We start from the raw sequence: 16,699 nt of genomic DNA, 5'->3' as shown, positions 1-16,699 counted from the left end.
GTCTGAGCGGACAGGCAAAGCTGCGGCCCGCCACGACACAGGGTCGCTCAGCCCCCGCCGCTGTCCTCGTTCGAGACGGCGAGCTCGCCGAGCACCGTGGCAGCCACTTCGCCGACATCCCAGCTGGAGGTGTCGTGTGCGGCCAGCCGGTCGAATGCGGCTGCCACCTCAGCGGCCCGAGCGTCGGCATAGGCGCGAGCGTTGTAGTGCGTCGCGATGACGAAGTGCCCGGCGGCGACGCCTTCGAGCGCTCGTTGCGCCACCACTTCGGCTGGCATGCCGCGTTCGATGATTGCCTGGGAAATGGGCTGCGGCTCGGTGGGTCCGCCGAACTCGCCGGGCCGATGAGCGCCGGAGGCCCACAGCCGGCTGGAGGTGAGCCCCGGGCACAGCACGCTGATGCCCACATGGGCAGGCAACTCGGCCCGCATCACCTCGCACAGCCCGAGCACCGCATGCTTGGATGCGGTGTACGCGCCGGCCCCTGCGTGCGGCAGGCCCAGGGAGTGCTCTGAGCCGGTGGCGAGCAGCCATCCCGGTTCTTGCGCGGCGGCCATCGCGCGCCCGAACGAGCGCAGCGTGGCGAGCACGCCGAAGAAGTTCACCTCGAGCACCCAGCGGGCGTCGCGCGGCTCGCCGTCGAGCAACGGTCCTCCCGAAGCGGCCACCCCGGCGTTCGCACATACCAGCCCAGGAGTGCCGTGCCGGGCGCAAAGCTCACCGGCCAGCCCATCTAGGGCATCGGCGTCGGTGACATCGCAGCGCACCCCAACCGCTTTGCCGCCTCCTGAGTTGATGTGCGAGGCGACCTGCTCGGCTGCGTCGTTATCGATGTCGGCCACCACCACCGTCGAGGCGCCGCGGCGCGCTGACTCGGCGGCGAGGGCTGCACCGATGCCGTTGCCGGCCCCGGTCACCACCACCAGACGTCCGGCGACGGTGTCGGTTGACTCGCGACGCGACGCGCCCGAGCCGTCGTCTGAGGCAATCTCCCCCGCTCCGCTCACGATGCTGCTGCCGCGGGGTCTTCGCTGCCGCGGCCGGCCGCGTGGGGGCAGGTAAGCACGGGCATGGCGGTGATGGCGTTGAACCAGACGCTGCCGGTGGGTGTGTAGGGCTCGGCGAGGGAGATGTCGGGCAGACGCCGGTAGAGCTCGCCGAGCAGGATGCGCAGTTGGGTGCGTGCGACTGCGGCGCCCAGGCAGAAGTGCGGTCCTGCGCCGAACGCGAGGTGCGATGACGCGTTGGCGCGTGTGATGTCGAATCGGTTGGGGTCGTCGAAGACATCTTCGTCGCGGTTGGCCGAGACGTAGGACAGGTACACCTTGTCGCCTTTGGGGATGGTGACCCCGTGCAGCTCGATGTCGGTGGTGGCAGTGCGGCAGAACTGCATGACGGGCGGCGAGTGGCGCAGCACTTCTTCGATGGCGTTGGGCAGCCGGTTGTCGAGGTCGTCGAGCAGCAGGGCCTTCTGGTCGGGGTGTTCATCCATGAGGCGCACGAAGTGGGCGGTGGTGTTGCGGGTGGTCTCGTGCCCGGCGATGGAAAGGGTGATGAAGAACTGGGTGATCTCGTCGGGGGTGAGCGCGCGGCCGTCGACTTCGCCGTGGGTGTACTTGGACAGCATCGTGTCGTCGTCGGCATCGCCGCGGCTCTTCACGAGCGTGTCCAAGAACACGTACAGCTCGAACATGGACGTCTCGAAGTTCGGGTTGAACTCAACGTTCGCGATGTCGTTCGCGATGCGCAGGTACTCGCGGCGCTGTTCTTGGGGCACGCCCATCATCTGGCACAGCAGGATCATCGGCAGTTCTGCGGCCACCTCGAACACGAACTCGGCGCGGTCGCGTGCGGCCAGCTCGTCGATCACCTGCTCTGCCTGGGCCGCCAGGAACGGCTCCAGCGCTGCGACACGCCGCGGGGTGAAGCCTGGCTGCAACAGCCGCCGATGCTGGGTGTGCTGGGGCGGATCCATGCCCAGCAGCCCCGCACGCTGCATCTCGAGATTGGCAGGAGTCTGCTTGACGTCCACCCACAGCACCGAGTTCTCCCACGCCGAGAAGCGCTGCGGGTCCTTCGAGGCTGCATCCACGTCGGCATATCTGCTCAGCACCCAAAAGCCCACGCACGGGTTCGCCAGCTTGTTCTCGGGCGGCGGCGGGTTCCACCACACCGGCGCCTCGCGGCGAAGCATCTCGAGGTAGTCATACGGCGCGCTGCCGATGCGCGCCATGTCGGCCTGGCTGGCCAAGTTCACATCGCCTGGTCGCAAAGTCACAGCACCCCCCGTGCTCGCCGTGTTCCTCGATCGCTCGGTGTCCGCTCACGTCAGCCGCGCCGACAACGCAGAGCCCACCGATGCCCCGGCGCCTGCCAGCGCATCAATGGTCGTGCGGTGCACAGACCTTACGCGAGCGCTGAGACACTGCGTCACGCAGCTCCGTCGTCGCGGCGTTGACGAAATCCGGCACCGATCCGGCCTTGCCGATCATGTGGCTCAGGCGGCTGCCTTCTGTGAGACGTGCAGCACCAGTCCGCTGGCGAGCAGCGTGCCGATGAAGAGACCCTGGGTCAGGACGTGGTCGCGCGCTCCGAACAGAATCGCTCCTGCTGTCAGCAGCGCAAAGAACAGCACGCTGAGACCGATGCAGGCGGTGCCGACCTCGTAACGGTGCGGCTTGCGGGTTGCGAAGGCGATCAGCGACACCAAGAACAGCAGGCCGAGCACGATTTCGGTGATGCCGACGATGATCGCCAGCGGCCATGCCAGCGATGTGCTCAGTCCCAATGAAGGCAGCAGTGCGCCTTCCAGCGCCATCTTGAAGTTCACGCCGTAGAACGTGTCGGCGTTGAGGAACTTGTCGAAGCCGTTCAGCAGCCAGAACAAGCACCAGTACAGGCTGAGTACCGTGCCGATCATCGTCGGCTTGCCAAATCGGACGAGCGCGCCGATGAGACCTGGCGCGTCGCCGCTTGCGTTGCCATTGGGCATGGATTCGTCCTCCTCGAACGACAGGGTGACCGGGACGAGTCAACAGCGCCTGCGGCGCCTGCGCTCGGTTTGTGATTCCCGGCGTGGTCACCCTATGCCGAACATCGGCCCTTCGGGAGGCATGCTGATTGCGTGTTCTGGGGGCCGAGGCCACGATGGATCCCGTCACCGCTTTCGAGGCTGCTTCGCCGGCATTAATCACAAGATGCCTCGTCGAGGAAGTCGAAGCGCTTCAGACGGTCGACGAGCCTGCCCACTGCAGTCCTCGGCTCGAAGCGCTCTCCCTCGGCGGCGGCGGCGCCTTTCTGGCCTCAGACTGCCGAAGCGAATGCGATTCCGAGATCATTGCGGTGTACCTCGCTGAGTTCATGTCGCGGGGGCTGTCGCTGGAGACGTCCATGAAGCACAGCCTCGACGATCTCGATGGCGTGTTCACCTACGTCTGCGTCACCGGCAATCAGCTCGGTGTCGCCAAGGACGAGATGGCAGCCAAGCCGCTCGTGCTGTTCGAATCCGACCCGCTGGTGGCCGTCGCCACCGAGGAAGTGGCCATCCGATCGCTGGTGAAGCGTGAAGTGGTCACCCGAGACCCCTACGAGCGAGAGGTGCTGGTGTGGCAGGTACTGGCCGGCGGTGCGCCGATCGGCAATGACGACTAGTCGTCGTCGATGATCGTCATGGTCCCTTCCGCCCGTTCCAGCGTCGCGCCGTCCGGGGCGGAGAGCCTCACCGTGAAGACTTCGTCCGGTTCGTCCCTGGAGTCCTGATTCAGCCACACGGCTCCGGTGCCGCTGGTCTTGCCCGCCCGAATCAGGATCTCTCCTCTCGCATGCCAGAAGTCGTGAGCGTAGCCCTGACCGCCGCGCGCACGGTTTGCGCTTTGCGAATGACTGGTAGCCCACTGCACCGTGATGTCCTCATTCGACGCCTCGGAAAGGGTCACTCGGAACACCAGGTCCGAAGCGCTTTCCGATGCGGAAGCGTCCTCTATGGAAACGGTTACGGAGGACTCAACCGGCGGATCGTCATCGTCGGCCACGCCGACCGTTGCGGTCTTGACTGTGCCGAGGTCGTACTCGGAGCCGTCGACCAGTGTCGCCGTGACGGAGCCGTCGGCTTCGTCCGCCGAGTCGTCGGAGGTGGCGACGTTGAACGTCGCGCTGCCGCCGGTCGGAATGCTGACGGTTCGCGAGCCGGTCGCAGCGCCATAGTCGCCGCTGGCCGTGATCGTCACAGTCACCGAGATGGCGCTCGTCGGCGCTGGAGTCGCCGTCAGGGTGAAGCTCGCGCTGCCGCCCTCGGTCACCCCAGCGCCGCCTGCGATGCTGACCACCGGGATCGGCGGATCGTCATCGTCTGCGACGGCGACCGTTGCGACCTTGTTCGCACCGAGGTCGTAGTCGCTCCCGGCGACCACAGTCGCCGTGACGGAGCCGTCGGGCTCGTCCGCCGAGTCGTTGGTCGTCGCAACGCTGAACGTAGCGCTGCCGCCGGTACCGATGCTGACGGTTCGCGAGCCGGTGGTCGCGCCGTAGTCGCCGCTGGCGGTGACCGTCACGCTGACCGTGATCGCGCTGTCGGGGGCGGGAGTCGCCGTGAGCGTGAAGCTCGCGCTGCCGCCCTCGGTGACGCCGTTGCCGCCGCTGATCGAGACCACTGGCGTAACCGCGACCTGCTCAAGCTCGGGCGGATCATCGTCGTCGGTGACCTGCGCGGTCTGAGACGACAACTGGCCGATGGTGTAACCGCTGCCGCTGCTGAGCGTTGCGGTGACCGAGCCGTCGGCTTCGTCAACCGAGTCGTCGGTCGTGGGCAACGTCAATGTGGCGCTGGACATGCCGCCTGCGATGGTGACCGTTTGGGTACCGGCGCTGACGCCGTAGTCGCCCGAGGTCGTAATCGCCAGACTGACATCCAGGTTGGCCGTCGGCGCGGGACTCGCGGTGACGGTGAACGTCACGTTGGAACCCTCGGTTCCGCCCGATGAGGCGGTGATGTTCACCTCAGGCGTGGGCGGCTGCACCGGCGGAGTCGTCAGCGCGACCAGCGCCGCCTGCACCTTCGGCAGCGTGACCTTGCCGTCTTCCCAGTTGTGCTGGCGCGAGAGCGCGAGCCACGAGGCGATCCGTTCGTCGCTCATCCCGGTCCGACCTTCCAGCCGGTCGAGGATCAGGTTCCAGTCGCGGATGCCGGCTGGGTGGTTGCGGGCGGTGAAGTCGGCGATGTGCGCGTTGACCTCCGCGATCAGCGCCGGGTCGACGGTGTATGACGACGTATCCTCCGGCGCGCCACCGATGTTGCTATCGGTTACGACTGAATCGTCGTCGTCCACCAGCGTCAGGGTGACGCTGGATGGCGTGCCCACCGTGTACCCCCTCGGTGTCATATGGTCGTCCACGATCCGCCCGACCACCGTGCCGTCGTCCAGATCGAGGTCGTCGGAGTAGGCCGTGTGCGTCCAGCTGGCCGTGGATTGGTGGGCGGGGATGATGATCGTGGTCTGCAGGGAGCTGGCGACGAGGTCCACCCCTGATCCCATCTCTTCATCCGCGGCCAGGTTGACCGTGACGTCGAACTGCGGCGCCGGGTCGGCGGTGATGGTGAAGGTCACGTCGCCGCCCTCGGTCACCGACGTCGCCGCGCTGGCGATGGTCAGCGTCGGCGGCAGCGCCACGACCTGTCCCGAGGTCTTGGGTACGACCTCGACCACGCGGGTCTCCTCGTAGCGCAAGCCGCTGATATAGCGACTGGCCGTGTTCCGGTTGGGGCCGGGTTGGCGCAGGCTGGGGTCGGGCAGGTCGGTGTCGGTCCGCCTCAACCAGCTGTAGTTCCAGAAGGTGAGCGCCTTCCGGGTTCCCGGCGCCGCATCCTCGCTGACATGCAGTCTCAGCCTGACCGGGTCGGTGGTCGCCGCGTCAACATAATAGCCCGTGCCCCAGTCGAGATCGGTTAAGGAGGATGGCGTGTCATTGCCGTAGAGGTTCGGCGACAACCCGATATCGCAAGGCGGGTCAACATACCGGTCGCCGCAGCCGCCGACCTTGGCGAAGATGTAATCCTGATTCGAATGGCTAGCCAGCGACGGGTCCAACAGCTTGATCAGCACGTCGTGGGTAGCGCCCACCTCCAGTTCGTCCGGGATGGCTTTCTGCAGGCCGCCGTCGCTCGCCTTGGTCCAGGTGACCCCGTTGTCGCCGGAGTAGAGGAACTCCTGGTCCCAATTGTCGTCGTCAACGATGCGGAGATCCACATACTCTGTGCTGAACGTCCGCGGCGTAATTTTTCTTTGCCGGGCCGGACCAATCCCCTCCTGGCCGGGCGGGCCGTCGTACACGTAGCCGCTGCCGGGCGCGGTCGTGCGCACCCGGTGCTCCAGCACGATGGCTTCATCGTAGGCGTCGGCGTCGTGACCGGCGGAATAGGTGACCGTCTGCCAGTCGTTGCGCTCCGCCCATGACATCTGGTTCGCGTGGTAAGGGCAGCCGCCAAATAGGTCATGCCACTGAGTAGTGCTGGTGTAGTTGGTCGAAGTGACTACGTAACTGCTGCTCCCGCCCAACGGAGTCATTGTCCCATGGTCCTCGGTCCTGTGGCACTGGATCCGGTCCCAATCCGCCAGACCGGTGCCGACGTTGTGCGGGCCCTTCTTTCGCGTGTCCTCGATGCGGACGGAGGCTTCTCCAAACGCATCGTCCTGGTTCATGTGCCCCACCAGCTTGTACTGGTAGGTGACCGTGCCGCCGCCTTCCGTCATCTGGATCAGCGGGCGGTCCGATTCGACCCAGCCGGTGGTGCTGGTGGTGGTGCAGCCGCCGTTGGGGCAGGTGCGGAAGAGGATCGAGCCTCCGCGGCTGCCGTCGAGAATCTGTATCTCGGCTTTGCCTACCGGTTGCCCCGACTGGGTGAATTCGAGCTCCAGATGCATTTCGTCCGCTACGTTGTCCGCGACGGCTTCGATGTCGAACCGCGCGGTGCGGTTGGTGACCGCGGCGTCGAAGGAGCCGCTGTTGATGGTGGTGCTGCCGCCGGCGGGGTAGTAGATCTTGTAGTCGCTGTCGGAGGGGCCCGGCGAGGCGTTCACCGTTACCGTGGTCCCGGTCAGTCCGAGTCCGCTGACGACGATGGTCTTGCGCTCGCCTTCGTACAGCCGCTTGTAGTTGACGTCGAACGGCGCACCGGCGTCCACCTGGAACACCGGGGAGATGCCGTACAGGGAATGGGACTGGCCGACGGGGGCGTTGTTGTCGCTGATCGGCCCGGTTGTGGTCGGGCCCACGGAGAATCGTCCACGCCGGGCATGGGTGGGGTGGCCCAGATGGTTGGCGTGACTGGCGCCGTCGGCGGCGGTGCCGGTCCAGGGCCAGTCGGAGTGACCATCTGGGCTGCCCCACTGGGTTCTGCGGTCGGGCTGGGCCCAGTTCTGCCACCGGTCGCTCCAGAAGCCGGCGTAGTTCGGCGCCACCTGCGAGCCGTTCAGCCAGTAGACGGGCACGCCGCCGCCGGTCAGCCCGGCGTGGTTGCGGGCGCTCACCGACGCGGTCGACCCGACCGCCCGGAACTTCTGGGCGTAGGGCCCGATCGCGGTGTGCCCGGCAGCGGCCCGCGCTCGGACGGCGGCGTCGTAGACGGCGATGTCGCCGGAGGTCGCTGGCAGGAAGCTGGTGGTGATGAACAGCAGCCGGAACCTGCCGCCGGGCTGGACCCCGCTGGGGATCAGAGCCCAGTCGTCAGGGACGACGACCACGTTATCGACGTCGAGGATCGACAAACTGAAACGGTCAGTCAGTGCGGGCGAGCCGGCCGTATGCGGGTCGGCGCCGCCGCCCACGTTGGTGGCGGACCCGTGCGTCGCCCCATCGAACTCGGCGTCAGACGCCAGGCTGATGGTGATCGCCTCGTCTGATTCCCCCGAGAGGTCATCGAGCACGGCGGCGACCTCCAGGACAGCAGTCTGCGCGCCCGCGCCGCTGAAGGTGACGACCTGGTGCGCGAACGCCTCCCCGCTGCCGACCACGGGCATACCCAGCGAAACCCCGGCATTGGGCGAGCCTTCGTCCAGCGTGATCGACCAATCCGACGTGGTGACCGCGGCAGCGGCCTGGTCGATGCGCAGCGGCACGGCGATCACCTCGGCGGGCCCGTGGCTCCCGGCGCCCACCAGCGGGCGGCTCAGGCTCACCTCGAACCGCGCCGTGCCGCCCTCGTCCAGCGTGCCCCCGCCGGTGTCAGTACGCGTCAAGGTGACCGTCGTCGGGTCGTTATCGACCACGGTCAGCAAGACCGTGCTGTCCGCGGGGACCACGGTAAACGCGCCGCCCGAAGGGGGGGTGTTGGGATAAACCTGCACGTAGGCGTAGTTGGGCCGGTCCACGCTGTCGTCGCTCGGATGTATCCGATACGCGATAGAGGTGTCACCCTCGGCTATCAGCGTGCCGATGACCTGCGTGTTCCCGTTCTGAGCAGTACCCGGGGTCCCCGTGTCGATGCCGCCCGCCGGCGCCGGACTGTCCAAGGTGAAGCGAAGCATCCGCGCGCCCGCGATGCCCTCGGCCATCGTGGGATAGGTGAAGCCCGCAGGAGGCCCGGCACCGTCAATGGACATCGTGATCGTGCGCGAGGTCTGCGCCGCGACGTCAGGCGTCAGCGACAACAGCGCAGCGAACACCCCCAACAGCGGCAACGCCGCAAACCGGCGCAGCCGCCGCCTGTCACCCGCCCGCCCGCGAAGCGCCCGCCCCGACCATCGAGACGCAGCACTCATTTCGGGGGGGGGTAAAAAGACTCCGGAACGACACAGCTGCCTCCATAACAGACAAGGCGCACAAAGCGGCCACACGACTCGTCCCCGCAAGCGTACCAACGTCCACAACGGCGACCGAACAACAACGCGCGGACAGAACATTCGCAACAAACACCCGACCGCCGCAGCTCAGGGCCTCACTCCCGCCCCCGCACGGAAGCGGGGACAGGAATTCGCGTTACCCGCTCGCCCGCCGGAGCAATCACCGGTCCGCGTCGAGGGCGTTCATCAATAGTGTGTCGTGGACATGCTGACACTCCCGACCGCCGACTCCGCCGGCACCTGACGGCGCGGAGACTCGCCCGATTGCATAGTTCGCGCGCGGCTGGTTCCACGAGAAGGGTTGATTCGATATTCCGATCAGGCTGCCGACGAGCGCCTTCGGCACCGCGTTGACGTTGCAGCCTCCTCCGGTGACGGTCACCGAACCAGTGGCATAGGTCGCTCTGATATGACCGTCGGGATGGTCACCCGCGAGTCCTCCGCCAGCCCAGCCGCCAACACCGAAACCACAGCAGCCGCCGCCCAACGCCGCCAGGCCCGCGACCTGCGCGGCGAGCCCCAGGCGTTGCTGGCGCCGTTCCGCTACTCGCGCTACGCCGAGGGCCGGCTCCACCCGGTGAGCAACTCGCCCTACCCCTGAAGCTAGCCCGCCACTGGCGTCGGCAGTGGCCCGCAGCATCAATCCGCTGCGCTGCCGGCCCGATTCTCGTGGGTGCGTCACTTAGTACGCAACGTGTGTCACGATGCGGGCGTGGGCCGCTGTGTTGATATCGATGAGCGAGTGGGCGCAGCCGAGATCGCCGAGCGTCTCGGCGTCAAGCGCCGTCAGGTCGTGCATGACTGGCGTCGACGTCATGAGGAATTCCCGCGGCCGGTGGCGGCAGTCTCTCGAACACTTGTTTGGCACTGCCCGGCGGTGCGCCGATGGGCAATTCAGACTGGTCGGCTCGGTGCCAACCGGCGCGTTGTTGTGACAGGGCCTCATGACAATGAAGCACCTGACGCCGAGGGCGTCTCTGAGACCGTTTGAGAGGCGGTATCGGTGAGTACGGCGACTACTGCGCCAGTTGACTTGGCCAGAGAACTTGACGGCCTTCACCAGCTTCTCTACATGCGTGGCGGAATTCGTCCTTCCAACGCCGCGGTCGAGGAACTCACGAAGCTGCTGTTGCTGAAGATTGCGGCTGAGCGCGAACCTGATGCCGCAGTTGCCGACTTTGGAAGGCTCGGGCCTGTCCTTGACTGCATTCGGCACGGCAAAGACGAGAGCATCAGATTGGCCAAGGCGGCGTTTCGGGTGGCGAACGGCCTGCCGTCCCTCGCTGCGCGCTCGTCAGACGGTCAAGCTCAGACTGTCTGGCCCATCGATGAGCCACTTCGGATTTCGAGATGCGACGTGCTATCGGAAGCCCTGCGCATCCTCGGGAGCATGGAGCTTGGCGCAGTTGGAGCATGCGACCCATTGGGTACGGCCTTCGACGTCTTCCTGCGCGGCAGGTATGAGCACGCAGGAGGGCTCGGGACGTACCTGACTCCAGAAGGCGTTGTCGATCTCATGGTGAACGTTGGCTTCGAGTTGCTTGAGGTCTCCGAACCCGAAGCTGTGGGCCAAACCTTCATGGGCGACCCGTGCTGTGGCAGTGGACGCTTTCTTGTCGGCCTGCTTCACGAGGCTCGCCGGCGAGGTCTTGACGAGCGTTGGCTCGGGAGGGGCAGCCTGCTGTTCGGTGCGGATCAGTCGGCATCTTCGGTGGCAATGGCACGAGTAAATCTCATGGCAGCCGGGGTTGGTGCGCCGGAGGTGCTGCTCGTCAGTGACTCGATCACGGATCGGCACGTCTCGCAGTGTCGAGGCCAATTCTCACTGATCTTGACCAATCCACCATTTGGGGACAAGAAGTACGATTCTCCGGAAGGAATCGAGCGGGCCGCCAACTACATTCCGACCTTGGCCGGATCCCAGCGTGTTGACCCCGCACTTGCATTCGTGGCTCGCTGTATCGAGCTTCTCGCGCCGGGTGGGGTTGCCGGGATTGTCCTACCCGATGGAGTGGGCAATGGCCGAGCAATGCGAGAGTTACTTCTCGATGGGTCACGGCGCGACCTGCCGCTGGCCCTCGAAGGGGTAGTCAGCCTCCCGCCGGTCACGTTCGCGCCGGCCGGAACCACGGCAAAAACGAGTGTGACCTTTGTTCGGAAATCCGCATCCGAGCCGCAGAAGCATGTATTTCTAGCGCGTGCGGATCACGTTGGGTTCGTCATGAGTAAGGGTTCGCCGGCACACGATCCGCATGGCGACGATCTTCCCCGGATCGCTGCGGAGATCCGGCATGTCGTCACCGATGCAGCTACTTGGCGGCCGTCCAAGCAGGTTGCCAAGCGACGGCTTGCCGAGTTGGCCAACCTCGGGGCCTCGGCTCTTGATGTAGACGCGGACGCCGCCCGTGCTTCGCTCAAGGACGCAGGTGGTCTCGAAGCCGGGACCATCCTTCATTACGGCGGCAAGCGCCGTGCCCGCTTGGCAGGCGACCTGCCGTTCGTGTCGGTCCTACACGTGGATGAGCTCGGTGCAGTCGACTGGAGTCTTGCGAGCTTCAATCGGCCCGTAACCCCGGGCCAACTCGCTCAGCCTGGTGAACTGCTCGTCTCATTGCTCAACCCGCGCAAGTTCAGGGCAGCGGTAGTCCCTGAGAGCGTCGGTTCAGTCCAGTGTTCGGCGGAGTTCGGGGTTTACCGGCCAGACATCGATCCATACGCGGCGCTGGTGCTGCTTCAGCACCCACTCGTTCGTCGACAGATCGCCCCATTGGGCCGCGGTACATCGAGTTCACGTCGCCGCATCGACGCTGCCGAAGTACTGTCGCTCATTCTCCCGCCGTTTAGCGAGTCATGGGCGACGCAAGCGGGGCAGGCAGCCCGAGATCACTTTGACCACATCGCAACTGCAAGGGGGGGACTGCGCGAGCTCTATTCGTGCCCGCAGAGCACGAGCATTGAGGAGCACGCGCTGCTGTCGCAAGAAATCTGAGGAGTAGGTCGCAGCGCCGGCCGTCGTCCACCAGGTTCAGACTGCGACTACGGCACCGAGCACTTGCCGGGACTCGGGTCCCAGTGCTCAACCTCAAGGTAATCCACGCCTCTGATATCCAGTTGGGTCGCCCGAAACGCTAGCGGCAGCGCGATGTCGCCGCTCTGATTGGTGGCGACATCGGAGTCGCTCCAACAAGGCGGATGAAGTTGGAAGTTGCCCGAGGAATGCTTCGCAGCCCATGTCCTGACGACGTTGCAGAAGACTGCGTCCTGTGGGGGTTCAATGACCCAGACGCGGACCCGCACCGGAAGGTCCTTGCCTCTCTCAGGCGTGTCGAACAGACTGAAGAAGATCGCAGGGTTGTTCAGGTAGGTATCGACAGCCTGTGGCGTGTTGAGCTTGTTGTTCCAGCGCGGTTTGTCGACGCCGCCGAGTGTGCTTGCGATTTTGATCTCGGAGCCGTCGGCGAGGTCTGCTCCCTTGCCTCGGCTGCCTCTGCCCCGCCCCGGAATGCCTGAGACCAGGCTCACGAGATGTTGACCGAGATAACCGGAGTCGATCTGCGCTGACTGGCCGGTGATGTGCTGCCAGCGCACGAGCTGGTGGTATTGGCCGATTACCGCGTCTTCGATGAACGACTTGGCGAGCCCGCGACGCACCTTCTCATTCAGCTCGGCTACGGATGGCTCCTGTTCCACGGGGCGAAGCTAGCCCACAAGCCTCCAGCCGATCTCCTGCACTGGCCGGGCTGCTAACGGGTCGAAATACCGGCCGAGGCGAGAGGTGTCATCCGGATGCCTGCTCTGCTCGGGCGCTGGGTCCGTAGGACAGGTGCATCAGGTCGCCCTCGGCGAAGCGCGAGGGCCGCATCGCCCGGATGTCGATCGCCGGAGCAATCACCAGCCCTCGTCGAGGGCGTTCATCAATCGTGTGCCGTGGACATGATGTCGATGAGGGTGCGCGATCTCGTTGACAGGCATGTCAGTCGGTGATCGTGGCTTCGGCTTGGGCTGAGTAGTTGGCGGCGCCGATGGTGTACACGACGTGGAACGTGACCGATGTGTTGACTCCGGTGGTGGGCACGTTGACGGTCGCGTCGGTGTCGCCGCTGTCGATGTCGACGGTGCGAACGGAGTTGAAGTCGGCGCCGTAGGCGACGAAGTAATAGACGGTGACAGCGCCCGTGGAGCGGCAGCTGAGGCTGATCACGAACTCCAAGTCGTCGCCTCGTCGTGCTGCGGCGTCGGCGACGGAAACCCGCGGCTTGCCGGTGCATGCCGCGACGGCGGGCTCAGGGGGCGGGTCGTCGTCGTCGAGGATCTGCGCGGTCTGTGTCGCCTGCGCGCCGATCTCGTAGCCGCTGCCCGCAGCGAGCGTCGCGGTGATCGTCCCGTCGGGCTCGTCGACGCTGTCGTCAGTCGTGGCGACAGCGAGGGTCGCCACGGTGGCGCCTTGAGGGATCGTCACCGTCTGGGTGCCTGTGGCGGCGCCCCAGTCGCCGGTTGCGCTGACCGCCACGTTGACGTCGAGGTCGGCTGCGGCGGGCTTCGACGCGGTGACGGTGAACGTCGCTGCGGTGCCTTCGGTGCCGCCCGACGCTGCGGTGATGCTCACTTGCGGCGGCGGGTCGTCGCTGTCGACGATCACCACGGTGGTCGAACCGTCAGCCCGCTCGGTGCCGTCGGGACCCCACGAGATGCCCAACGTGACGCCGTCGGTGCTGCCGTTCAGCGTCGGCGCGCGGCTGCCGGTCCCATAGGACGCGGTGATCTCGTGATCGTCCCAGTCGCTGTCAGCCACAGCCGTCAACGCCATCTCCACCCGTTGGTCGCCCGGCCCGAAGGTCACCTCGAAGTCGTTCGCGAACACTGCGTCGGGATCGTTCAGGTCGCGCATCGTCCACTGGGCGCCTTCGTCGCCGCCGGTCACGCTCAACGGCACCGTCAGGGTCTCCCACGACCGCAGCGTGCGCGTCAGCCCGATGTTGAGCCCGGCCTGGTTGTCATAGCCGGTGCCGTTCTCCGCGATCGATCTCGAGAAGAAGATCATGTACACCGTCAACGGGTCCACATCGTCATCAGCGACCGCCACCGACGCTGTGCCGTGGGCGGCGGAGACCGTGTAGCCCGCGTCCGCCGCGGGCGCATCCAAAGCGACCGACACCGAGCCGTCGGCCTCGTCGATGTCGTCGCCGACCGTCGAGATGGTGAGTGCCGCGGTCGGGGCGTCCGCGGCGAAGCTGACCGTGTGGGTGCCACCCGACACGCCCCACTCGCCGGACGCTGAGACCGTCACGCTCACATCGACAGCGGCCGTCGGCGTCGGCACCGCGGTCAGCGTGAACACCGCATCAGAGCCTTCAGTCACATCACCGGCCCCCGTGATGCTCACCGTCGGCACCGCCACCGGCACCGCATCGCCCTCATCGGGCACTGCGTCGCCATCGGGTACCGGGGCGTCCTGCGGTACCGGAGCGTCCTGCGTCGGAGCGTCCTCGTCCGGCACCGGAGCGTCCTGCGGTACCGGGGCATCGTCCGGTGCCGTCGCCTGCGCGGCTTCGAGAGCGGTCAGCTCGGCCACTACCTCGTCCCACACCGGGCTGCTGTGCGCATCAGCCATCTGCTGAGCCTGCACCAAAGTCATCGCGCCCCCCGCAACGCCCGCTGCGTCGAGCACCCCGAACGCCGCCAGCACCCGCTGCCAGCGATTCACATGCGCCGAGCCGTGATGGGTCTGCGAAGCCAGATACTCCACCTTCGCCACCACACCGGCATCGACCACATGACCAGGCGGTTCAGTGCCGCCTGAGTCCTGATCGGGGTCAGTGGCCGGTGGCTGGGTCGCATCGTCATGACCGGGCGGTTCAGTGCCGCCTGAGTCCTGATCGGGGTCAGTGGCCGGTGGCTGGGTCGCATCGTCGTCGTCGACTACATCGGCCATCAGCGACATCACCGCGCCGACGGTGTAGCCGTCGCCAGCCTGCACCGTCGCCGTCACGAACCCGTCGGCCTCGTCGACGCTGTCATCGACCGTAGGCACCGTCACCGTGGCAGTGCCGCTGGTGCCGATGGTGACCGTGCGAGTCCCGGCGGTGACGCCGAAATCGCCCACGGCGCTGATCTCGACATTCACATCGAGCCCGAACACGGGCCTAGGAACAGCAGTCAGCGTGAACACCACGTCGGCGCCCTCGGTGCCGCCCGACGCCGCAGACAACGACACGACAGAATCCGGCTGGCTCGCGTCATCGGAGTCGGGCACGACCACGATCGTGGTCCGCACCGACCGCTGCCGGACCGGGTCCAGCGGGCAGTACGGCTCGCCGTCGGCAGTGTCGATGCCCGGCTTGTCGGCGCAGTATTTCAGCACCGGATATTGCGACGACGTCCCGAAATCCCACGGATCATTACCCGGACCGTTGAAACGGCCGTCCGCACCCACATCGACGTTCCAGTCCGCGTAGATGCCGGTATAGCCCGTGGGGGCCTGCAACTCCGCCGTCGTGTATCCCACCCCGCAAACCGGGCTCGTCGCCTGGCGCGTGGTCTCTACATCCCAATAGTTCGAACCCTCACTACGCGGTGCCCGTGAGCCGATGCACATGCCGGTCAGCCCGCCGACTCCGCCGGCACCTGACGGCGCGGAGACTCGCCCGATTGCATAGTTCGCGCGCGGCCGGTTCCACGAGAAGAGTTGATTCGATATTCCGATCAGGCTGCCGACGAGCGCCTTCGGCACCGCGTTGACGTTGCAGCCTCCTCCGGTGACGGTCACCGAACCAGTGGCATAGGTCGCTCTGATATGACCGTCGGGATGGTCACCCGCGAGTCCTCCCCCGCCGCAGCTTCTCGCGTGTACGTGGCCGTTGGCGTAGCTCGCAGCGGTGCCGGACCAATTGAGCATCCCGGTGAGGCCGCCGACAGATGTACTCCCGGTCACGTCGCCGGTGGCATAACTCTCGATAACGAACGCGTCACGCCAGCTCGCCCCGATCAGGCCCCCCACCTGGTGGGCTCCGCTTACGTCGAGGTCGGACCACGCGCCGCTGATCCGGCCTCGCTCCAGCGAGCCTGTCAGCGCTCCTACTTTGTTTGCGCCTCGTAGCTCACTGTCAGGGTTGGGGGCGCTCAGCCCGACATTGCGCACATTCCCGCCGGGGCCGACGTAGCCGAACAGCCCGACATGCCATCGGTCGGGATCGTTGATGAACAGGTTCGCGATCGTGCGGCCGTTGCCCTCGAAAGTCCCGGTGAACATGCGTGCACGCGGATTGGGCCGGTCCCCGTAAAAGACGAGCTCCTCCCCGTAATAGCTGTTCCCCACCACGTCTTGGAGACGATCGTCGGCTTGCCAGTCGTAGATCGCCTCGCCGCCCATCAACGGGAACCAGCCCTTGCCGCCGTTCCAATACGCGTCGCCGGCGTCGGCCTGCCCGTTTGCGTTGGTGTCGAAATCAAGATTCGCGGCGAGTTCATAACCGACGCACCCCGACGACGGGCAGCCCATCCCCGCCATCGCATTGGGGAACGCCGTCGCGAGCTTGGTCGCGCCGTCGGGGTCATGGCCGGTGCGGCCTTCTTGATCAGGCGGATACACGTCGGCGGCGCCGTCGCCGTCGAGATCCCACCGGATCGCGTTCAACTGCGCCAGGCTCGAAACCTCGATCAGACCGTCATCGTCGACGTCGTAGTCCACCGCCGGAGGCGGATTCTGCGCCGCCACCGGCACCGCGGACATCGGCACCGCCAGCCCAGCGGCCAACACCGCAGCCACAGCGGCAGCCGCCCAACGCCGCCAAGCCCTCGACTGTGTCGCGTCTGACTTCGCCCGACGAGCAGCCCCATCCGAACCTGAACTGCTGCCTCGGCCTCGA

At 66.2% G+C, this 16,699-nt stretch carries 11 protein-coding genes; 3 read left to right on the top strand and 8 right to left on the bottom strand.

The genetic code is table 11. The features are described from left to right. Nucleotides 1-47: 47 nt before the first annotated feature. The 3 genes from ACOGJB_RS08755 to ACOGJB_RS08745 form a co-directional block, all read right to left on the bottom strand. Nucleotides 48-1,007, bottom strand: a complete 960-nt coding sequence (locus ACOGJB_RS08755; RefSeq protein ID WP_419840427.1) for an SDR family NAD(P)-dependent oxidoreductase — start codon at nt 1,005-1,007, stop codon at nt 48-50. Beyond that, nucleotides 1,004-2,278 (bottom strand): cytochrome P450, encoded by a 1,275-nt coding sequence (locus ACOGJB_RS08750; protein WP_419840426.1) that lies wholly within the window; start codon nt 2,276-2,278, stop codon nt 1,004-1,006. The genes ACOGJB_RS08755 and ACOGJB_RS08750 overlap by 4 nt, the downstream gene beginning before the upstream one ends. Before the next feature lie 219 nt (nt 2,279-2,497). Then, nucleotides 2,498-2,992: a hypothetical protein gene (locus tag ACOGJB_RS08745; RefSeq protein WP_419840425.1), complete on the bottom strand. Its 495-nt coding sequence runs from the start codon at nt 2,990-2,992 to the stop codon at nt 2,498-2,500. Between the two features lie 128 nt (nt 2,993-3,120). On the opposite strand from ACOGJB_RS08745, the gene ACOGJB_RS08740 reads away from it, so the two are divergent. Beyond that, a complete protein-coding gene (locus ACOGJB_RS08740; RefSeq protein ID WP_419840424.1) occupies nt 3,121-3,651 on the top strand; it encodes a hypothetical protein in 531 nt (176 codons plus the stop codon). On the opposite strand, the gene ACOGJB_RS08735 is transcribed toward ACOGJB_RS08740, so the two are convergent. Together ACOGJB_RS08735 and ACOGJB_RS08730 are read right to left on the bottom strand one after the other, a co-directional pair. Beyond that, a complete protein-coding gene (locus tag ACOGJB_RS08735; protein WP_419840423.1) occupies nt 3,648-8,828 on the bottom strand; it encodes a hypothetical protein in 5,181 nt (1,726 codons plus the stop codon). The genes ACOGJB_RS08740 and ACOGJB_RS08735 overlap by 4 nt on opposite strands. A gap of 166 nt (nt 8,829-8,994) precedes the next feature. Further along, nucleotides 8,995-9,216, bottom strand: a complete 222-nt coding sequence (locus ACOGJB_RS08730) for a hypothetical protein (RefSeq protein ID WP_419840422.1) — start codon at nt 9,214-9,216, stop codon at nt 8,995-8,997. A gap of 27 nt (nt 9,217-9,243) precedes the next feature. On the opposite strand from ACOGJB_RS08730, the gene ACOGJB_RS08725 reads away from it, so the two are divergent. Continuing rightward, a complete protein-coding gene (locus tag ACOGJB_RS08725; RefSeq protein WP_419840421.1) occupies nt 9,244-9,435 on the top strand; it encodes a hypothetical protein in 192 nt (63 codons plus the stop codon). Between the two features lie 81 nt (nt 9,436-9,516). Here the strand turns inward: ACOGJB_RS08725 and ACOGJB_RS08720 are convergent, their stop codons facing one another. Then, nucleotides 9,517-9,651: a hypothetical protein gene (locus ACOGJB_RS08720; RefSeq protein ID WP_419840420.1), complete on the bottom strand. Its 135-nt coding sequence runs from the start codon at nt 9,649-9,651 to the stop codon at nt 9,517-9,519. Between the two features lie 255 nt (nt 9,652-9,906). On the opposite strand from ACOGJB_RS08720, the gene ACOGJB_RS08715 reads away from it, so the two are divergent. Beyond that, entirely contained in the window at nt 9,907-11,823 is a 1,917-nt protein-coding gene (locus tag ACOGJB_RS08715; protein WP_419840419.1) for an N-6 DNA methylase, read from the top strand. Nucleotides 11,824-11,870: 47 nt separating this feature from the next. Here ACOGJB_RS08715 and ACOGJB_RS08710 read toward each other — a convergent pair whose 3' ends face one another. Both ACOGJB_RS08710 and ACOGJB_RS08705 read right to left on the bottom strand, forming a co-directional pair. Continuing rightward, on the bottom strand, nt 11,871-12,524 hold the full coding sequence (locus ACOGJB_RS08710) for a MamI family restriction endonuclease (protein ID WP_419840418.1): 654 nt from the start codon (nt 12,522-12,524) through the stop codon (nt 11,871-11,873). A gap of 283 nt (nt 12,525-12,807) precedes the next feature. Continuing rightward, entirely contained in the window at nt 12,808-16,599 is a 3,792-nt protein-coding gene (locus ACOGJB_RS08705; protein WP_419840417.1) for a hypothetical protein, read from the bottom strand. Between the last annotated feature and the right edge of the window lie 100 nt (nt 16,600-16,699).

It is taken from the genome of Candidatus Poriferisodalis sp., assembly GCF_965208895.1.
Classification (GTDB): domain Bacteria; phylum Actinomycetota; class Acidimicrobiia; order Acidimicrobiales; family Poriferisodalaceae; genus Poriferisodalis.
This window is presented reverse-complemented; position numbering and strand designations above follow the sequence as displayed.